Genomic DNA, 17,820 nt, shown 5'->3' on the forward strand with positions numbered 1-17,820 from the left:
TCGACTGACGGATTAAGGCCGCTACCTTCAACATTCGGGCGGTGAGGGCGGTACGACCGGCTGTTCGAAAGTGCGCTGCAACTGACCCCAGCCCGCATCGTGCATATGGGCGTCCAGTCCGGCTCTTGCAACCAGCGCACGCGCCTCTGCTTCACCGAAGGCAAGCGCCTCGTGCATATCAGCAGTTAGGACCACGCCGTCCTGCATGATAATCTTGCCATCGACGATGACGGTATCAACATCGCTGCCAAGAACCTGATGAACCAGCCGATGGACGGGCATCCAATTGGGTGTCAGATGCGGTTTGCGCATATCGATGATCGCGATATCCGCTTTCTTGCCAGTTTCAAGAGAACCGATCTCATGATCCATACCAATCGCACGCGCTGCGTCGATGGTGATCATCTCGAACACTTTGCCGGGCGGCAGAAGGTATCGGTCGTGATTGTGCAATATATGCTGGGTCGATTGCGCGATCCGCGCGACCTGCAGCATATCGAAATGGCGGCTCGGCGCTGCGCCATCGGACGTAATAGCGACAGGCACGCCCCGCGCCAGCATCTGCATAATCGGCGTGGAACGTCCGGGCGGCGCATGGGTGACGTGGGTGCCCGTTTCGGCGAGGATATCAATTTCCTCATGAGAGATGCCCCAGCAGTGCTGCAAATGCACGTCAGGACCCAGCAGCGCGTTTTCCTTATCTTGATAAGCCATCCGAATTTGCCCGGCAAAGGCATCCGAATGGATGCGCACACCCCATTTGCGCGCCGTTTCGCGAATACGACGCGCTTGCATCCGGTCGTTCTGCGTCAGATTGACCGCGAAATCCGGTGTGGAAGCGTTAGAAGGCTCGACCGAAGGGACGATTGTGAAAGGCGTCAGAAAAACCTTAATGCGGCCCTCGGCTGTTCCGTTAAGGCTTTCGACGGTGGCTTCAGCGCCCTCAATCATTTCTTCGAATGAAACAGTGTGACGCACAGGCTTGCCGCTCTCCCATCGCGTCACCGATTGCGGCCAGGGTAGTCCAGCGGGGCCAACGCAGATGATCTCGCGCAGACCGAGTTCCGAATAGGCGCGCGCGTGATTGGCTGCAAAGACCGGATCGTCGCTGCGCGGCATGGAGGTGATGATGCTGGCAGAGGTTGTCACGCCTGCGCGCAGTCGCTCCAGACCGGAAACGAGGCCATCGGCGTACCAGTAGTCGCGGGTTACATAATGATAATAGGTTGGTGTGACGATCCGCATCCAGAGTGAATTGGTGTCGGCGGCAATGCTGCGTATCAGCGCGTGACCAGCGTGGCCGTGCGCGTCGATGAGGCCCGGAATGAGCATCTTCCCACGGCAGTCGATTGCATTCTTGTCAGTATGGCGAGGAGCGAGTTCCTGCGATGTGCCAATATCGACAATTCTGTCGTTCTCGATTGCTACAGCTCCATCTTCGATGATCCGCCGTGTTTTATCGACTGTCACGACAGTCCCGTGAAGCAGCAGCAATCCAGTCATATCTTCTCCTTTTAAATGTCCAAGACGACAGCGTTTGACACTGTGCGGTCTCATATCGATGTGTCGATGTTTTTGAACTTAATTGGCGACAATATCGTTGACAATAAAAGAATGGATTAAGATACTGCGACGAAATTCAGTCCAACAATCTTATCGTTATAGATGAGGGGAAAAGCATGTCGCGTTTAAATAGGTTTTTTATATCGGCCTTGACGGCAGCTGCTATTGCGGCGCCGGCGCTGGCCAGTTCTGCCGACGCGGCTACGTTACGTTGGGGCAGTCGTGCGGATATCTACTCGCTCGATCCAGATTCTGTTCCATCCACATCCAATCTGGCTTTCCTGAACCACATTTACGAAGGTCTGATCCGTTACGGCCCGAACTTCGAGATCGAGCCCGCGCTGGCTACCGAATGGAAGCTCGTCGATAACAAGTTCTGGCGTTTTACGCTTCGCAAGGGCGTGAAGTTCCACAATGGCGCAGATTTTACGGCTGATGACGTTGTGGCCTCGATGAACCGTGTTTCCGACCCGACATCACCTCTGCGCGGCAATATTCCGCTCTATGTTGGTGTCAAGAAAGTGGACGATTCCACGGTGGATATCGAGGTTTCGGCACCGTCGGCGCTGTTCCTCAATGACATGACCAATATTTTCATGTTCAACGCGAAGTGGTTGAAGGATAATGACGCCGAAAAGCCGACCGATATCGCGTCCAAGACCGAGAATTATGCTACGCATAACACCAACGGCACGGGCCCGTTCAAGCTCGACAGCCGTGTACCTGATTCAAAGACGGTTCTGATCGTCAATGATCAATGGTGGGACCAGAAAAAGCACAATCTGGATCGCATCGAATACATTCCGATTTCTTCGGCTGCGACACGCGTTGCGGCGCTTCTCTCTAGTGAAATTGACCTGGTCGATTCAGCACCCATTCAGGATATTCCGCGTCTGGAATCGACGCCGGGCATCAAGGTCGACAAACGCACCGAGCTGCGCACGGTGTTTATCGGCTTTAACGGCAAGGAGAAGCTTGAGGATGGGCGTCCGAACCCGTTTCTCGATGTCCGCGTGCGTCAGGCCGTCGAGGCAAGTATCGATCGTGATCTCATCAACAAGAAAATCATGCGCGGTCTGGCGCGTCCTTCCGGTTCGCTGATTGCGCCGGAAATCGCAGGCTATTCGAAAGCGCTCGACACTTATCAGCCAGCCGATCCCAAGCTCGCACAAAAGCTGCTTGAAGATGCTGGTCAGAAAGGCCTGACTTTCAACTATCTTTGCATGAATGATGAGAGCATCAACGAGGAAGATATCTGCTCGGGCATCGCCAATATGATGAAACGTGGCGGGTTCGAACCGTCCATCGATATGGGGCCGCGTGCCGTTCAGCAGCCTAAGCGCACCAATGGCAAGGCCGATATGTTCAATCTGAGCTGGGCCAATGAGCCGACGCTCGATGCCTATTCGTTGCTTTCGCAGGTGCTTTCTACGCGCAGCGGTTCGACCGGCGTATCCAACTATGGTGGCTGGTCTTATCCTGAACTCGATGAGCTGATGAAAAAAGCGGCGCAGGAGCCGGATACGGCGAAGCGCTTGGCGCTGGAAGAACAGGCGCTGAAAGTTGCCAAGGACAAGGCTATTCTGATCCCGCTTCATCAGCAGCCTATCGCTTGGGGCATGCTGGACAAGGTCAAGAGCGTGGATTTCCGGGCCGATAACAAGCCGCGTCATTGGCGCACGCAAATGGCCGAGTAAGGCCAGCAAAGAGAAAACCGAAAAGCGCTTCACCTTGGTGAGGCGCTTTTTTTATGTGGCGCACAATTTGGAGATGCGACGACGCTCATTCAAAAGCCGCACTTTGATTGCTGCTCAGAAATGTGGCAGCGCCTGACCAATTGTAGAGCATAGTTGTCGACAAATAGGTTATTGAAACCCAAAAAATTGTCTACAATTACGTTGACAACCTTATATCGACTGGCAATACTCCATTTCGTGATCTGGGAGGCAGGTCACCCCAAAAAAGGAGAAATCAGTATTACCCGCCTGCATGGCGTGAGCAGACACTGAAACGCAGCACCGAAACGGATGCGGCGATGCATGAAAACAGACCTCCAAAAAGGAGGCGCAAATTTCCAGAAGCGGAGCAAAATCTATGTTAAGAAAACTTGGCCTCGCGGCCACAATGCTGGCCGGGCTGACTTTGGCTGGCCACGCCGAAACGCTCAAATGGGGCGCTGCGCGCGATATCTATTCGCTTGATCCCTATTCTTATGGCGACAGCTATACACTGTCCTTCCTCAATCACATCTATGAAGGCCTCGTGCGCTACGACGCCGAGCTGAAGATCGAGCCTGCCCTTGCTGAATCCTGGGAAAATGTTTCCGAGACGGTTTGGCGCTTTCATCTGCGCAAGGGCGTCAAGTTTCATGATGGCGCTGATTTCAATGCCGACGATGTGCTTGCTTCATTGAAGCGCGTGAGCGATCCGGTTTCGCCGCTGCGTGGTAATTTGCCTGCCTACAAGTCCTCAAAGAAAGTGGACGACTACACAATCGATATCGAGTTGAGCGGCCCTTATCCGCTGCTCCTCAACGACCTCACCAATATTCACATCTTCGATGCGGGCTGGCTGAAGACCAATAATTCGGAAAAGCCGACTGACGTTGGTGCCAAGATTGAAGGTTATGCAACCTACCACACCAATGGTACGGGTCCGTTCAAGCTGGAAAGCCGCGTACCGGATTCCAAAACCATTCTGGTTAAGAACCCGGATTGGTGGGACAAAACGTCGAAATCAAACATCGACCGCATCGAGTTCAATCCGATCACTTCGGCTGCGACACGCGTGGCGGCGCTCCTCTCTGGAGAAGTCAATTTTACGGAAAGTGCGCCATCGCAGGATTTGCCGCGCCTTCAGGCACAGCCTGACCTGAAGGTCATGGAACGTACCGATTTGCGTACGGTCATGATGGGTTTCAATCGCAAGCCGAAGCTCGATAATGGATCGGAAAATAAATTCAACGATTTGCGTGTGCGTCAGGCTTTCGCACATTCGCTTGATCGTGATTTGATACAGAAGCGCATCATGCGCGGCAAGTCGCGCACGGCAGGTGCGGTGGTTGCGCCGGAAATTCCGGGCTACACGCCGGAACTGGATACCACTCTGGCCTATGATCCGGCCTTGTCCAAGAAGCTTCTGGCCGAGGCTGGCGCCACGGATTTTCCGTTCACACTGGTTTGTACAACTGATGCCTATGTGAACGAGGAAGAACTGTGCCAGGGGCTCGTGAACATGCTGAGCCGGGGCGGTTTCAAGCCGCAGCTTGATATTGCACCAACGGCTGCGCAGGCACCGAAACGCACGGGCGGCAAGGCCGATGTCTATATCATAGGCTGGGCGACAGAGCCCATGCTCGACAGCTATTCCATTCTGTTGCAAATGATTGAAACCAAGACAGACAATGCTGGTGTTTTCAACTGGGGTGGCTGGAGCTATCCGGAAATCGACAAGCTGATCATTGAGGCATCCACGGAGATGGATCGCAGCAAGCGGCTAGCGTTGCAGACAAAGGCCTTGCAAATGGTCAAGGACGAGATCGTCATGTTGCCGCTGCATCAACAGCCGATGGCGTGGGTCATGTCGAATAAGATTGATCATATCGTCCAGTTGCCAGACAACAAGCCGCGTCACTGGCTGACGCATTTTGCCGAATAGTCTCATCAAGACGCTCCGGGGCACGCCGTTCCGGAGCGTCCTGTTCCCAAGGAATTCACATGCTGGTTTTTATCATCAAGCGTCTGGCCAATGCCATCATGGTCATGCTGGCTGTTGCCTTGCTGGCCTTTTTGATCTTTCGTCTGGCGGGCGACCCCGTCGAGATGATGGCCAACGAACAGATGACACAGGCCGACCGCGATAATCTGCGTGAGCGTCTGGGGCTTAACGATGGCCTGATGACACAATATACCCGGTTCGTGGTGAACGCCGCTCAGGGCAATTTCGGCATTTCCTATCGCAATGGTCAGGATGTGCTTGGCCTTATCGCCGAGCGGTTTCCGGCAACACTGGAACTGGTGCTGGTGGCCACCTTGATCTCGTTGTTGCTTGGCCTTCCTCTTGGCGTGCTAACAGCAATTAAACGTGGCAAATGGTATACGGAGGGATTGCAGTTTCTCTCCATTGTCGGTGTTTCGCTGCCAAGTTTTGTGGTCGGTATACTGCTCATTCTGGTTTTTTCGGTCACGCTTGGCTGGTTCCCGGCATTCGGACGGGGTGATGTCGTACAGCTTGGCTGGTGGTCCACGGGATTGTTGACGCATTCCGGTCGTATCGCGATTTTGCTACCGGCCATTGCGCTCTCGCTTTATCAAGTCACGCTTGTCATGCGTCTGGTTCGCGCAGAAATGTTGGAAGTGCTGCGTTCGGACTACGTGAAATTCGCCCGTGCCCGCGGTATTCCGCGCTGGCGTATCTATTTCCGTCATGCTCTTCGCAACTGCCTTATGCCGGTTGTGACGATGACAGCGATGAATGTCGGTTCGCTGATCGCCTTCGCGCTGATCACCGAAACCGTGTTTCAATGGCCGGGCATGGGCATGTTGTTCATTCAGGCCGTTACCTTCCTCGATATCCCGGTTATGGCAGCCTATCTCTGCATCATTTCCTTCATCTTCGTTGTACTCAACACTTTCGTGGACATTGCCTATGCGGTGATCGATCCACGCCTGCGCACGGCGCGTTGAGTTGCCCATGGAACCGATTGTGGAGTCAAAGCCGATGAGCACCCCAACCACGCAAACCACTACCATCTCCCGCCCGTCGGTTGTACAGCGGATTCGTAAAAGCGACTTGTGGTGGTCGTTCACACACAGCAAGACCGCAATGATCAGCGCAGCACTGCTCGCAATCCTGATCCTGACGGCATTGTTTGCACCCCTCATTGCACCGCAAAACCCCTATGATGGCGCTGCACTCGATATGTGGAAAGCAGAGCTGCCGCCTATCTGGGAAGACGGCGGCGAATGGCCCTTCCTGCTGGGCACCGACACGCAAGGGCGCGATATGCTGTCAGCCATTCTTTATGGCACGCGCATTTCCATCGTTATCGGCATCGCTTCCGTTGTGCTTTCCTTGCTCATCGGCATGAGTGCCGGTTTGGTCTCCGGCTATTTCGCCGGTTTTATCGACAATCTATTGATGCGCATCGGCGATATCACGCTGTCGATCCCGACCATTCTGGTCGCCATTCTGGTTTCAACCGTCGTGCGACAGATGTTGCCTGTCAGCCTGCGCGAGGTCGGAGCATCCGCGGTTCTCATTCTGGCCATCGCGCTCTCCGCATGGGTGCAATATGCCCGTACTGTCCGCGCTCAGGCCATCGTTGAAACCGGCAAGGATTATGTGTCCGCCGCCCGTCTGATCGGCGTTCCGGCGCGCCGCATTATGGCGCGACATATCCTGCCGAACACGCTGACCCCAATCATGGTGGCGGCTACGCTTAATTTCGGCATGGCCATTCTTACCGAAGCCACGCTGTCCTTCCTCGGCATCGGCATGCCGCCGAGCCAGCCTTCTCTCGGGACACTGATCCGTATCGGCAACCAGTTCCTGTTTTCCGGTTCCTGGTGGATCGTGCTCGTCCCCGTCATTCAGCTCTGCCTGCTGGTCGTGGCCGTCAATATGCTTGGCGACTGGCTGCGCGATGCTCTCAATCCGAAACTGAGGTAATATTGATGAACAATCTTTTGCTCCGCAATGTGCGCCCTAAGGCTGGCGATACGTGCGACGTTTTGATCAAGGATGGGAAGATTGCGGGTTTCGGACGGTTCGAGGCAGAGCCGGGCATGGCCATCGAAGATGGTGGTAATGCAATCATGGCGCCCGGCCTGATTGATGCGCATACGCATCTCGACAAGACGACCTGGGGCATGCCCTGGCATGTCAATAATCGTGCCGCGATTCTGCGCGAACGTATCGACTTCGAACGCGAGCACCGGCTGGAAATCGGCCTTGATCCGCATCGCCAGTCGATGCGTCATGCCATCGGTCTTGCTGCCCATGGCGCAACGCATATCCGCAGCCATGTCGATATCGACCCCACTCATGGATTGTCATTGGTCGAAGGCGTCTGGGCAACACGCGAGAAGCTGAAAGGCATCATCGATATCGAGATCGTTGCATTCCCGCAGTCGGGTCTGATGGTCATGCCTGGTACGGAAGAATTGCTCGATGAGGCCTTGCGTCAGGGTTGTGAAGTTCTGGGTGGTATTGATCCATGCGGTATTGATCGCGACCCAAAGGGTCAGCTCGATATTCTGTTCGCGCTCGCACTCAAGCACGGCGTACCGATTGATATTCATCTGCATGAGACCGGCGATCTTGGCGCGTTCACGATGGAACTCATCTTTGAGCGTATCCGCGCCAACGGTATGGAAGGGAAGGTGGCGATCAGCCATGCTTTCGCGCTCGGCATGAATGATTATTTGCGCGTCGGCCAGTTGATCGAACAGATCGCGGCTCTGGATGTCGCAATTTTGACGACCGGCGCGCCATCGGCCACGGTGCCGTCGATCAAACGCCTGAAGGAAGCGGGCGTGCGCGTTGGTGGTGGTTGTGATGGCATTCGCGACACCTGGGGACCTTGGGGCCAGCCGGATATGCTAGACCGTGCCAAGATCATTGGCATGAAAAACGGTGTCCGCTCGGACCATGATCTCGAACATCTCCTGTACATCGTCTCTCAAGGCGGCGCGGATGTGATGCGTCTTGAAAACTATGGTCTCGATGTGGGCTGCAATGCCGACTTCACCCTTTTGACGGGTGAAACACTGGCCCATGCCGTGGTGGATATCGCGCCGCGCCCTCTGGTGGTCAAAAACGGTCGCGTCACTGCACGCAACGGCGTTGCTGTGGTGGAGATGCCGTGATGAACAATGCTATTGACACATTAACCCTCGGTCAGCGTCCTGATGGACGGACTCTGATTACCGCCAGTTGGGTGGTTGGGCACAAGGATGGCAACCATACGCTTTTACGCAATGGTGAAGTCGTTTTCGACAATGGCGAGATTGTCTTTGTTGGACATGGCTTCACCGGAGAACTGGCGCGCCGCATCGATTTCGGCAATGCGCTAATCTCGCCGGGTCTCATTGATCTTGATGCCTTGTCGGACCTCGACACCACCATTCTTGGCATAGACAACCATCCTGGTTGGGCCAAGGGTCGCGTCTGGCCACGGTCTTATGTCGAGGCTGGCCCTTATGAGATGTACAGTCAGGACGAGCTGGCTTTTCAAAAGCGCTTTGCGTTCGGCCAACTCCTGTTGAACGGGATCACCACGGCAGCGCCTATCGCCTCTCTATTCTATCGAGAATGGGGCGAAACAGTTGCCGAGTTCGATGCTGCTGCCGAGGCGGCTGGTGAACTGGGGCTACGCGTTTACCTGAGTCCTGCCTACCGTTCCGGCGGTATGGTTCTGGAAGAACCGGGAAAGATTATTCCGGTTTTCGACGAAGAGCGTGGTTTTCAGGGGCTGAAAGACGCCATTGCCTATATCGAGCGCCAGAATGGGCGTCACGGCGATCTGGTGCGCGGTATGTTGGCCCCGGATCGGGTCGAGACTTCGACACTTGGATTGTTGCAACGCACTGATGCAGCGGCGCGCGATCTTGGCTGCAAGTTCCGTCTTCACATGGCTCAAGGCACGATGGAAGTCGATACTGTGCGGATGCTGCATGGCTCGACTGCTCCGGTCTGGCTTGCGAAACATGGTCTGCTCAGCGACCAGATGATTGCACCTCACGCGACGAACGCAACGGATGAAGATCTGGGCCTCTATGCGGCCAATGGCGTTTCCATTGTGCATTGTCCGCTGGTATCGGCACGCAGCGGTTCGATCCTCAAATCCTTCTCTGCTTGCCGCAAGCGGGGGATCAATATTGCCATGGGCACAGATACCACGCCGCCAGATATGCTCATGAATTTGCTGACGGGCCTTATCGCTGGCCGCATCGCCGATGGCGCGCCGGATCGTTTGCGGTCAGCGGATCTTTTTGACGCGGCGACCATAGGTGGCGCGAAAGCACTCGGACGCGGTGATCTCGGTCACCTCTCACCGGGTGCGAGAGCGGATATAGCGATCTTCGATCTCGGCGATACCATCATGGCCGCGACGGTTGACCCCATCACGACCATTGTCACAGGCGGTTCGGGCAAGATCACGCGCGCGGTCTTTGTCGATGGCCGCGCTTCCATGATTAATCGAAAGCTTGCAGGGTTGGATATGGAACAAGCTCGTCGTCAGGCACAGGCCCAGTTCGACGGACTTATCGCCAAATATCCCGAGCGCAGCTGGAACCATCCTCCTGTCGCGGAAATCTTCCCTTCCAGCTATCCGATAGAAGGTGATTTCAATGCATGACATGCAAGAACCAATCATGGAAGTGCGCAATCTGCGCGTGGATTTTCCAGGGCGTCATGGCACGGTTACCGCTCTGTCAGATGTCAGCCTGTCGATCCGGCCCGGTGAAATCCTTGGTGTTGTGGGTGAATCCGGTGCTGGCAAGTCGATGACCGGTCTGGCCATTCAGGGCCTGCTGGAAGCGCCTGGGCATATCGCCGACGGTGAAGTGTGGCTTGGCAAGCGCCGGATAGACACACTGGATGACCGCGCCATGGAGAAAATTCGCGGACGTGAAATCGGCGCGATCTTTCAGGATCCGCTCACCTCGCTCAATCCGCTGTTCACGGTGGGCGCGCAGCTTGTCGAAACAATCCGGCGGCATCTTGGTCTTGGCAAGGCTCAGGCGCGTGAACGGGCTATCCAGTTGTTGCGCGATGTTGGCATTCCTTCGCCGGAGGACCGCGTCAACCAGTATCCGCATCAGTTCTCTGGCGGTATGCGGCAGCGCGTGGTGATTGCACTTGCACTTGCCGCTTCCCCTAAGCTCGTCATCGCCGATGAACCGACGACGGCGCTGGACGTATCGATCCAGGCACAGATCATTTCGCTCCTGCGGAAACTCTGCAAGGAAAAGCAAACCGCTGTTATGCTCGTTACGCACGATATGGGCGTGATTGCCGAAGCCGCTGATCGCATTGCCGTAATGTATGCGGGGCGACTGATTGAGATCGGGCCTGTCGAACAGGTTCTGCATCAGCCGCGTCACCCCTATACACAGGGCTTGATGGCCTCGATCCCGTCGCTTGGTGCGCGCGTGGAAAAGCTGAATCAGATCGATGGCTCAATGCCGCGTCTTGACGCTATTCCCAAGGGTTGCGCTTTCAATCCACGTTGCAAGGTGGCGGTGCCACGTTGCCTTCAGGAGCGTCCCGAACTCAACTTTATCAGTCAAAACCCCAATCTTGGCGCTAGCGCTTGTTGGCTCAACACAGGAAGCAGCGTATGACGAACCCGTCGAAAGAAACTGCGGCTTTGACCGTCGAGCGTCTGGTCAAGACATTTGATGTCTCGGCTCCATGGCTCAACAGAGTGATAGAGCGCAAGCCGCGCCAGTACCTCCAGGCTGTCAACGATATCAGCTTTACGGTGCCAGCAGGTGGTTGTCTGAGTATCGTTGGTGAAAGTGGATGCGGAAAGTCAACCGTGGCCCGACTGGTCACCGGATTGCATGGTGCAACAAGCGGCCAAATGCGGTTTGCGCCCGGCAAAAGTGGTGCGCCATTGACGGCGCAGATGATATTTCAGGACCCTTATGCCTCGCTCAATCCTCGTTGGCGCGTCAAGAACATCATCGCTGAACCATTGCGCGAATTGAAACTGCGCAAAACAGCGGCGGAAGTCTCCGAGCGCGTGGAGGAACTTCTGCGTACTGTCGGGCTTTCACCCTCCGACGGCGAAAAGTTTCCGCATGAGTTTTCCGGTGGGCAACGGCAGCGCATTTCAATTGCGCGTGCCTTGGCGAGCGAGCCTGAGTTTCTTGTTTGCGACGAGCCGACTTCGGCGCTGGACGTTTCGGTGCAGGCGCAGGTGCTCAATCTTATGCGCCGCTTGCAGGATGAGCTGGGCCTGACCTACCTCTTCATCAGCCATGATATGAGCGTCGTTCGCCACATGTCCGATCGTATCGCGGTCATGTATCTGGGGCGGATTGTTGAAGAGGGTAATACGGAAGAACTCTTCGCGCAGCCGCGTCATCCCTATACGCAGCTTTTGTTGCAGACGATCCCCAACATTGGATCTCCCAATCGCAACCGCACACCGGCAAGCGGTGAAGTTCCAAGCCCGCTGAAACCGCCTTCGGGTTGCACATTCCATCCGCGGTGTCCGTTTGCGGTGGCGCGCTGTGCGCAAGAAGCGCCGAAGATGCAGACTTTGTCGAATGGCACACGCGTCGCCTGTCATTTGGTGGAAGAGGCCGCAGCAGCTGCCTGATATAGGTAGGGTGTTCAGGCACCGCATTGGGCTACTGTTGCACGTTTAAAGCAGGTGCCGAGATCTGCGGATAAGTGCTCCAGTCGGGATTAAAGCGGGTTGTTAAATTGTCGACAATATGAAACATTATTGTAGATAATAAATCAGGTTCTGGGGACGTGATGGAATTCGATTTTGAAGAGTTGGACCCTCAAAGCCGTTACAGGCTCCTGACGAATTTCATCGGTCCACGACCGATAGCACTTGTGACAACCCGTTCACCAGCAGGCCATAGCAATGCCGCGCCGATGAGTTTCTTCAACGTGTTTTCGCACGACCCGGCCATTGTCGTTCTGGGCATTCAACCACGTCTTTCCGGTGAGGAGAAGGACACGCTGGCGAATATCCGTCGCACCGGCGAGTTCGCAATCAGCATGGTCGACATGGCATTGTCGGAACAGATGCTGATCTGCGGATTGGGTTTCGACAGCGAAGTCGATGAGCTTGAGATGGCCGGGCTGTCAGCGACACCCTGCCAGAAAATCGATGTCTCTTTTGCTGAGCAGGCACCTTGCACCTTCGAGTGCCGTGTCGAACGTGTGATCGATTATCCGCGTCGCGCGCTTATCCTGGGTGAGGTGGTGCATATGCACGTTCGTCGCAATTGTCTGGATGCCGACGGCCACTACGTCGATCCCGAATTCTATCAACCGATTGCCCGGCTTCACGCCGACAATTACATCACTTCAGATCGTCAGTTCGTTTTGAAGGCACCGACCATCGCCGATTTCGTGAAGCCGGAAAACTAGGCCAGAACGACGGTTCTTCGAGAATTTTTACCATGCACATTCATCTGATCAATCCTAACTCAACAGCGTCTATGACAGCGCAAGCTCTTGATAGTGCTCTGCTCGTCAAACACAGCAGCACCACGGTCTCAGCCTCAAATCCTGCCGACACGCCTGTCAGCATTGAAGGCGGAACCGACGAAGCACTGGCTGTGCCGGGCATGCTTGCGGAAATCCGAAAAGGTGAAGCGCAAGGTGTGGACGCCTATGTGATCGCCTGCTTTGACGATCCCGGCCTGCATGCGGCGCGAGAGATCGCGAAGGGTCCGGTACTGGGTATTTGTCAGGCGGCGGTACAGGTGGCCATGACGATCAGCCGGCGCTTTTCAATTATCACGACCTTGCCGCGGTCGGTTCCGATCATCGAAGATCTGGTCAGTGATTACGGCGCAGAACGTCATTGCAGAAAAGTGCGTGCGATCAATTTGCCGGTACTCGGCTTGGAAGATGATCCTGCGGAAGCAGAACGGCTTTTGATCAACGAGATCGAACTCGCCAAGCGCGAAGATCGGGCAGAGGCGATCATTCTCGGCTGCGCGGGCATGACGTCCTTGTGCGACCGGTTGCGGGATGCAACGGGCGTTCCGGTGATCGACGGCGTTGCGGCGGCGGTGAAGCTTGCCGAAGCTTTGGTCGGAGCGGGCTACGCGACTTCGAAGGTGAACACCTATGACTATCCGCGTGTGAAGACGGGCAATACGGACGCCATCTGCGGAATTTGTGCCTGAATTAGATGCATCACGATGTATTGTTGACAATTTTGTAGGCGCTTTGCGGTTGCAATAGTTGACTTTTTCGGTCGCATCACGCTTCCTGAATCGGAACGGGAGCAAGACCATGACTGATCAGACAGGTGTCTCGACGCAGCAGATTGTTGAGAAAGTATGGCTATCCATTGCCGAGCGCCGTCTGCGTCCGGGGGTGCAGCTTAAAGAAGAGCAGATGGCGACGATTTTTCACGTCAGCCGTGCGCGTATCCGTCAGGCGCTTGCCGCGCTTGAACGGGAAGGGCTTGTCACGATTATTCCCAATCGCGGCGCTTTTGTTTGCAAGCCGACCGTGGAAGAAGCGCGGGATGTGTTCTTCGTACGCCGGACTGTTGAGCGTTGTGTGGTCGAGCGCCTTGGGCGTTCTCCGTCAAAGGACAAGATCAAGATTTTGCGCGAACATGTTGCGAAAGAACGTGTCGCCAACAAGAACAATGTCACGACAGATATTATCAAGCTGTCAGGTGGTTTTCATCTGCTGCTGGCCGAATTGACGGGCTCTGATTTTCTGTTCACAACGATGCGCGATCTCATTTCGCGCACCTCTCTCATCACGGCTGTCTACCGCAATACCAACCGCTTCAACTGCGGGCCTGATGAACACGCGGAGATTGTGGAAGCGATTCTGCATGGCGACGTCACAAAGGCCGCCGATCTGATGGCACACCACCTTGAACATGTGGAATCCGAGCTCGACCTGCGGGAAATCAATGATCTCTCCCATGATTTAAGTGCCGCACTTGCCTAAATGGGAGTGAACGGAAAACGGGCGATATTCTTTTTCGTCCGTAGCCGTTGTGATTGATGGCGGATACGCTATTACTAAAATATTTCAATGAGTTGTTAGCAAAGTAAGCCAACCGGTTATTGCCGGTTGGTTTGCTTTTGTACCGTCTGCCTATGGCGCACACGGCGATTTTTCGACCAAAAGCGGAATAAGTTTCGGGTGGAAATGTAAGTTTCATCCCCATAGCAAAGAAATCCGCCCGCGATCTTGACATATGTCATAAGTTGGAATTAGCTTGGTTGAAATTGAGCAGATGTCGCTTCGAGGAGACCCTTGTGAGGGTGGAGCACATCGAGCTTGGGAGGAAATATTTGTGACTGGATTGTACACTGCAATCTTGGATTGCGTGATCGCGTGCGGCTGTGTTTCAGGCGCAGCATCTGCCTGTCTGTGGCAGGGCGTGGATCAGAAACTGACTTGTGCCTTGCAGGGTTCTTCGTCCGAATTGGTGAAGTTTCTATGAGTTACGAGTTCAGTTTCAGCTTCCTCAGCCAGTATTGGCCGCTGCTGCTCAAAGGTACTTTGGCGACGATCCAAATGTCCCTGATTGTCACGGCGCTGGGCTTCGTGCTGGGCACGATCTGTGCGGTTGCCAGCATCAGCAAATACAAGTTCCTGCGCATTCTCGTGGCGATCTATGTCGAGGCGATCCGCAATACACCTCTGCTCGTGCAGCTGTTTCTGGTCTATTTCGGACTGTCTTCCATGGGCGTCAAATTTTCCGCCCAGACCTCGGCGCTAATCGGCCTGACCATCAATGTTGGCGCTTACTCCAGCGAGATCATTCGCGCGGGCTTGCAGGCCATTCACCCCGGCCAGCTGGAAGCTGCTGACACACTGGGACTGTCCCGGCTGCAAATGCTTGCAGGGATTATGCTGCCGCCAGCACTTGAGAAGGTCTATCCCGCGCTCGTCAGTCAGTATGTGCTGTTGATGCTGGCAACAAGTGTTGCATCGCAGATATCGGCTGAAGAGCTGACCGGAGCTGCGTCCAGAATCCAGTCGACGACCTTTCGTTCTTTTGAAGTCTATCTCGTCATTCTGGTGATTTATCTCGTTCTTTCCCTATTGATGCGGGGACTGTTCAAGCTTCTGGGGTTGGCGTTGTTTCCACGCAAACGCCGTCTTGGCACCAATCTTTAGGAGGTCGGGATGTTTACGAATTTCTCCTGGATTCACATCGAAGTTCTGCTTCAAGGCTTGGTCTGGACAGTTCTGCTTTCGATCATCGCCTTCATATTCGGCGGCCTGCTTGGCTTTGCCGTGGCGCTGGCTGGAATAGCAAAGAACAAGGCTTTGGTTGCTCTGGTCGATGGTTATACCGTTCTGGTGCAGGGCACACCGGTTCTGATCCTGATGTTCATCGTTTACTTCGGTTTGCCGGTCTTCGGCATTGAAGTTTCGTCACTTTTTGCGGCCAGCGTTGCGATGACGATCTTCGCGAGCGCCTTCCTTGGCGCCATCTGGCGAGGTAGCCTGCAATCCGTGCCACGCACGCAGTGGGAAGCATCGGATTGTCTGGCCTTGACTGGATTGCAGGGGCTGTTCTTCGTCATCATGCCCCAGGCTATTCGCATCGCAACGCCGCCAACAGTCGGCTTCATGGTCCAGATCGTCAAGAACACGTCGCTCGCATCGATCATCGGCATGGCCGAGATGACCTATATCGGCAAGGAAATCAACGCTTCGACGTTCCAGCCCTTCACGACCTATCTCGTGATCGCATTCTTCTACTTTTGCATTTGCTTCCCGCTCTCAGCGGCCAGCCGGAAATTCGAGAGGATGTACAGTGTCAGCCGTCGTTAAGTTTGTTGATGTTCATAAAAGCTATGGCTCGCTGCCAGTGCTCAGAGGTATCAATCTCGAAATTGAGAAGGGACAGGTTGTTGCTCTGATCGGACGAAGCGGTTCCGGCAAAAGCACAGCGCTTCGCTGTGTCGATCGGCTCGAAACCGTCAACAGCGGGGATATCTGGGTTTGCGATCATCGTGTCAGTGATCCCAATATCAATCTGCGCGCGCTCCGACAGGATGTTGGCATTGTCTTTCAAAGCTACAACCTCTTCCCGCATCTGACGGTTGAACAAAATATCACTCTGGCGCTGCGCTGGGTCAAGAAACTGACAAGACCCGCCGCGCGCGAAATAGCCGAGACGGTTTTGCGGCAGGTTGGACTGGCGGAAAAGATAGATTCCTATCCCGAGCAATTGTCCGGCGGACAACAGCAACGTGTAGCCATTGCCCGATCACTCGCGATGAAGCCGAAGGTCATGCTGTTCGACGAGGTCACTTCGGCGCTGGACCCTGAACTGACCGGAGAAGTGCTGAAGGTCATCGAAGATCTGGCGCGGGGTGGCATGACGATGCTGCTCGTCACCCACGAAATGGATTTTGCCCAGCGCGTGGCAGACAGAATTGTCTTCATGCATCAGGGCCAGATTTGCGAACAGGGCGAGCCGACAATTTTGGCAAGCCCGCAAACACCTGAATTGCGCAGCTTCGTTGGCGCGCATCACTGAACATCCGATCATAAGCATGTGGTGTCGATGAGGAGCGACATCATCAACAACAGGAGGAGGAAATATGACTATTCTGAACAAGAGAAGATTTCTGGCAATAATGGGACTTGGCATCGGTATGGCGGCCATGATGCCCCAGACCTCTTTTGCCGATCAACTGGATACGATCCGCCAGAAAGGCAAACTGCAGGTCGCCATTGATCTTGGCAATCCGCCCTATGCGATGCGCGATGCACAGTTCCAGCCGACAGGCTCGGAAGTCGAAACAGCGAAGCTGTTGGCCAAGGACCTGGGCGTGGATGTGGAGTTCCTGACAGTTCCAACCTCAGGTCGCATTCCGTTTCTTGTCTCAGGCAAGGCAGATTTGGCGGTGTCCACGCTTTCAATAACAAAGGAGCGGCTGGAGGTTGTTGATTTCAGCATTCCCTATGCTGAAACCGCAATTGTCGTTGCAGCACCCAAAGAAGCAAAAGTGAAATCCTATGCGGATCTAACCGATGCATCGGTTGCGGTCACGCGCGGTACGGTCAACGACACCAATCTGACGGAAAAGACGGCGGATGTTGCCGGCGTGCAGATCGTGCGGTTTGAGGATGATCCAACATCGAGTGCGGCAGTCACCAGCGGCCAGATTGCAATTTATGCAACGTCCCGCCCGCTTCTGACGGAATTGATCAAGGCCAATCCCAAGCTCGACCTCGAAGAAAAGTTTGTAGCCAAGGCTTACCCGCTGGGTATTGCACTCCGCAAGAACGAGCCGAAGCTCAAGGAATGGATCGACGCGTGGATCAAGACCAATCTCGACAACGGCAAGCTGATCGACATTTACGAAAAATATCATGGCGCTCGTCTGGACCCGCAGAAACTGCTGGCCAGTGACTTGCCTCGGTCGTGACACAACTGCCGTGGCGGGGCTGTGAAAGACACGACCCGCCACGGTGCTGGTCTGAATACTGATGGAACGGAACCTTGCTCTTGAGAACTTGGACGACCCCGAAGCCAGCAGATTGGAGCGCATCCCG

Annotated in this window: 16 protein-coding genes; 15 read left to right on the forward strand and 1 reads right to left on the reverse strand. The window is 54.9% G+C overall.

What is annotated here, in order from left to right; translation table 11 throughout:
• Positions 1-27 precede the first annotated feature (27 nt).
• Positions 28-1,503 (reverse strand): amidohydrolase family protein, encoded by a 1,476-nt coding sequence (locus HWD97_RS15700; RefSeq protein ID WP_319080242.1) that lies wholly within the window; start codon positions 1,501-1,503, stop codon positions 28-30.
• Between the two features lie 176 nt (positions 1,504-1,679).
• Here HWD97_RS15700 and HWD97_RS15705 point away from each other — a divergent pair, with 176 nt between their 5' ends.
• The 15 genes from HWD97_RS15705 to HWD97_RS15775 all read left to right on the forward strand — a co-directional run bounded on the left by HWD97_RS15705 (position 1,680) and on the right by HWD97_RS15775 (position 17,693).
• Positions 1,680-3,260: an ABC transporter substrate-binding protein gene (locus HWD97_RS15705; protein ID WP_109366036.1), complete on the forward strand. Its 1,581-nt coding sequence runs from the start codon at positions 1,680-1,682 to the stop codon at positions 3,258-3,260.
• Positions 3,261-3,657: 397 nt separating this feature from the next.
• The gene (locus HWD97_RS15710) at positions 3,658-5,220 is read left to right on the forward strand and encodes an ABC transporter substrate-binding protein (protein WP_109366035.1); all 1,563 of its coding nucleotides are present in this window, start codon (positions 3,658-3,660) and stop codon (positions 5,218-5,220) included.
• A gap of 59 nt (positions 5,221-5,279) precedes the next feature.
• The gene (locus HWD97_RS15715; RefSeq protein ID WP_078337171.1) at positions 5,280-6,248 is read left to right on the forward strand and encodes an ABC transporter permease; all 969 of its coding nucleotides are present in this window, start codon (positions 5,280-5,282) and stop codon (positions 6,246-6,248) included.
• 34 nt (positions 6,249-6,282) lie between these two features.
• A complete protein-coding gene (locus HWD97_RS15720) occupies positions 6,283-7,233 on the forward strand; it encodes an ABC transporter permease (protein ID WP_371835229.1) in 951 nt (316 codons plus the stop codon).
• 5 nt (positions 7,234-7,238) lie between these two features.
• Complete coding sequence (locus HWD97_RS15725) at positions 7,239-8,432, forward strand: amidohydrolase family protein (protein ID WP_371835230.1); 1,194 nt, start codon at positions 7,239-7,241, stop codon at positions 8,430-8,432.
• Complete coding sequence (locus HWD97_RS15730) at positions 8,432-9,925, forward strand: amidohydrolase family protein (RefSeq protein ID WP_371835231.1); 1,494 nt, start codon at positions 8,432-8,434, stop codon at positions 9,923-9,925. Before HWD97_RS15725 ends, HWD97_RS15730 begins: the two co-directional genes overlap by 1 nt.
• Positions 9,918-10,913, forward strand: a complete 996-nt coding sequence (locus tag HWD97_RS15735) for an ABC transporter ATP-binding protein (protein ID WP_371835232.1) — start codon at positions 9,918-9,920, stop codon at positions 10,911-10,913. The genes HWD97_RS15730 and HWD97_RS15735 overlap by 8 nt, the downstream gene beginning before the upstream one ends.
• On the forward strand, positions 10,910-11,899 hold the full coding sequence (locus tag HWD97_RS15740; protein ID WP_371835233.1) for an ABC transporter ATP-binding protein: 990 nt from the start codon (positions 10,910-10,912) through the stop codon (positions 11,897-11,899). Before HWD97_RS15735 ends, HWD97_RS15740 begins: the two co-directional genes overlap by 4 nt.
• A 161-nt stretch (positions 11,900-12,060) precedes the next feature.
• On the forward strand, positions 12,061-12,687 hold the full coding sequence (locus HWD97_RS15745; protein ID WP_339441288.1) for a flavin reductase family protein: 627 nt from the start codon (positions 12,061-12,063) through the stop codon (positions 12,685-12,687).
• A 32-nt stretch (positions 12,688-12,719) separates the two neighbouring features.
• Positions 12,720-13,454, forward strand: coding sequence for an aspartate/glutamate racemase family protein (locus tag HWD97_RS15750; protein WP_339441289.1), 735 nt, complete (start codon positions 12,720-12,722; stop codon positions 13,452-13,454).
• 109 nt (positions 13,455-13,563) lie between these two features.
• Positions 13,564-14,241, forward strand: coding sequence for a GntR family transcriptional regulator (locus HWD97_RS15755; protein WP_078337166.1), 678 nt, complete (start codon positions 13,564-13,566; stop codon positions 14,239-14,241).
• Positions 14,242-14,739: 498 nt separating this feature from the next.
• A complete protein-coding gene (locus HWD97_RS15760; protein ID WP_339441292.1) occupies positions 14,740-15,423 on the forward strand; it encodes an amino acid ABC transporter permease in 684 nt (227 codons plus the stop codon).
• A 9-nt stretch (positions 15,424-15,432) separates the two neighbouring features.
• A complete protein-coding gene (locus tag HWD97_RS15765; RefSeq protein WP_140025258.1) occupies positions 15,433-16,086 on the forward strand; it encodes an amino acid ABC transporter permease in 654 nt (217 codons plus the stop codon).
• Entirely contained in the window at positions 16,070-16,798 is a 729-nt protein-coding gene (locus HWD97_RS15770; protein WP_371835234.1) for an amino acid ABC transporter ATP-binding protein, read from the forward strand. The genes HWD97_RS15765 and HWD97_RS15770 overlap by 17 nt, the downstream gene beginning before the upstream one ends.
• 64 nt (positions 16,799-16,862) lie before the next feature.
• Positions 16,863-17,693: a transporter substrate-binding domain-containing protein gene (locus HWD97_RS15775; protein WP_283735275.1), complete on the forward strand. Its 831-nt coding sequence runs from the start codon at positions 16,863-16,865 to the stop codon at positions 17,691-17,693.
• Positions 17,694-17,820 lie beyond the last annotated feature (127 nt).

This window comes from Ochrobactrum sp. C6C9 (assembly GCF_022627935.1).
Taxonomy (GTDB): domain Bacteria; phylum Pseudomonadota; class Alphaproteobacteria; order Rhizobiales; family Rhizobiaceae; genus Brucella; species Brucella teleogrylli.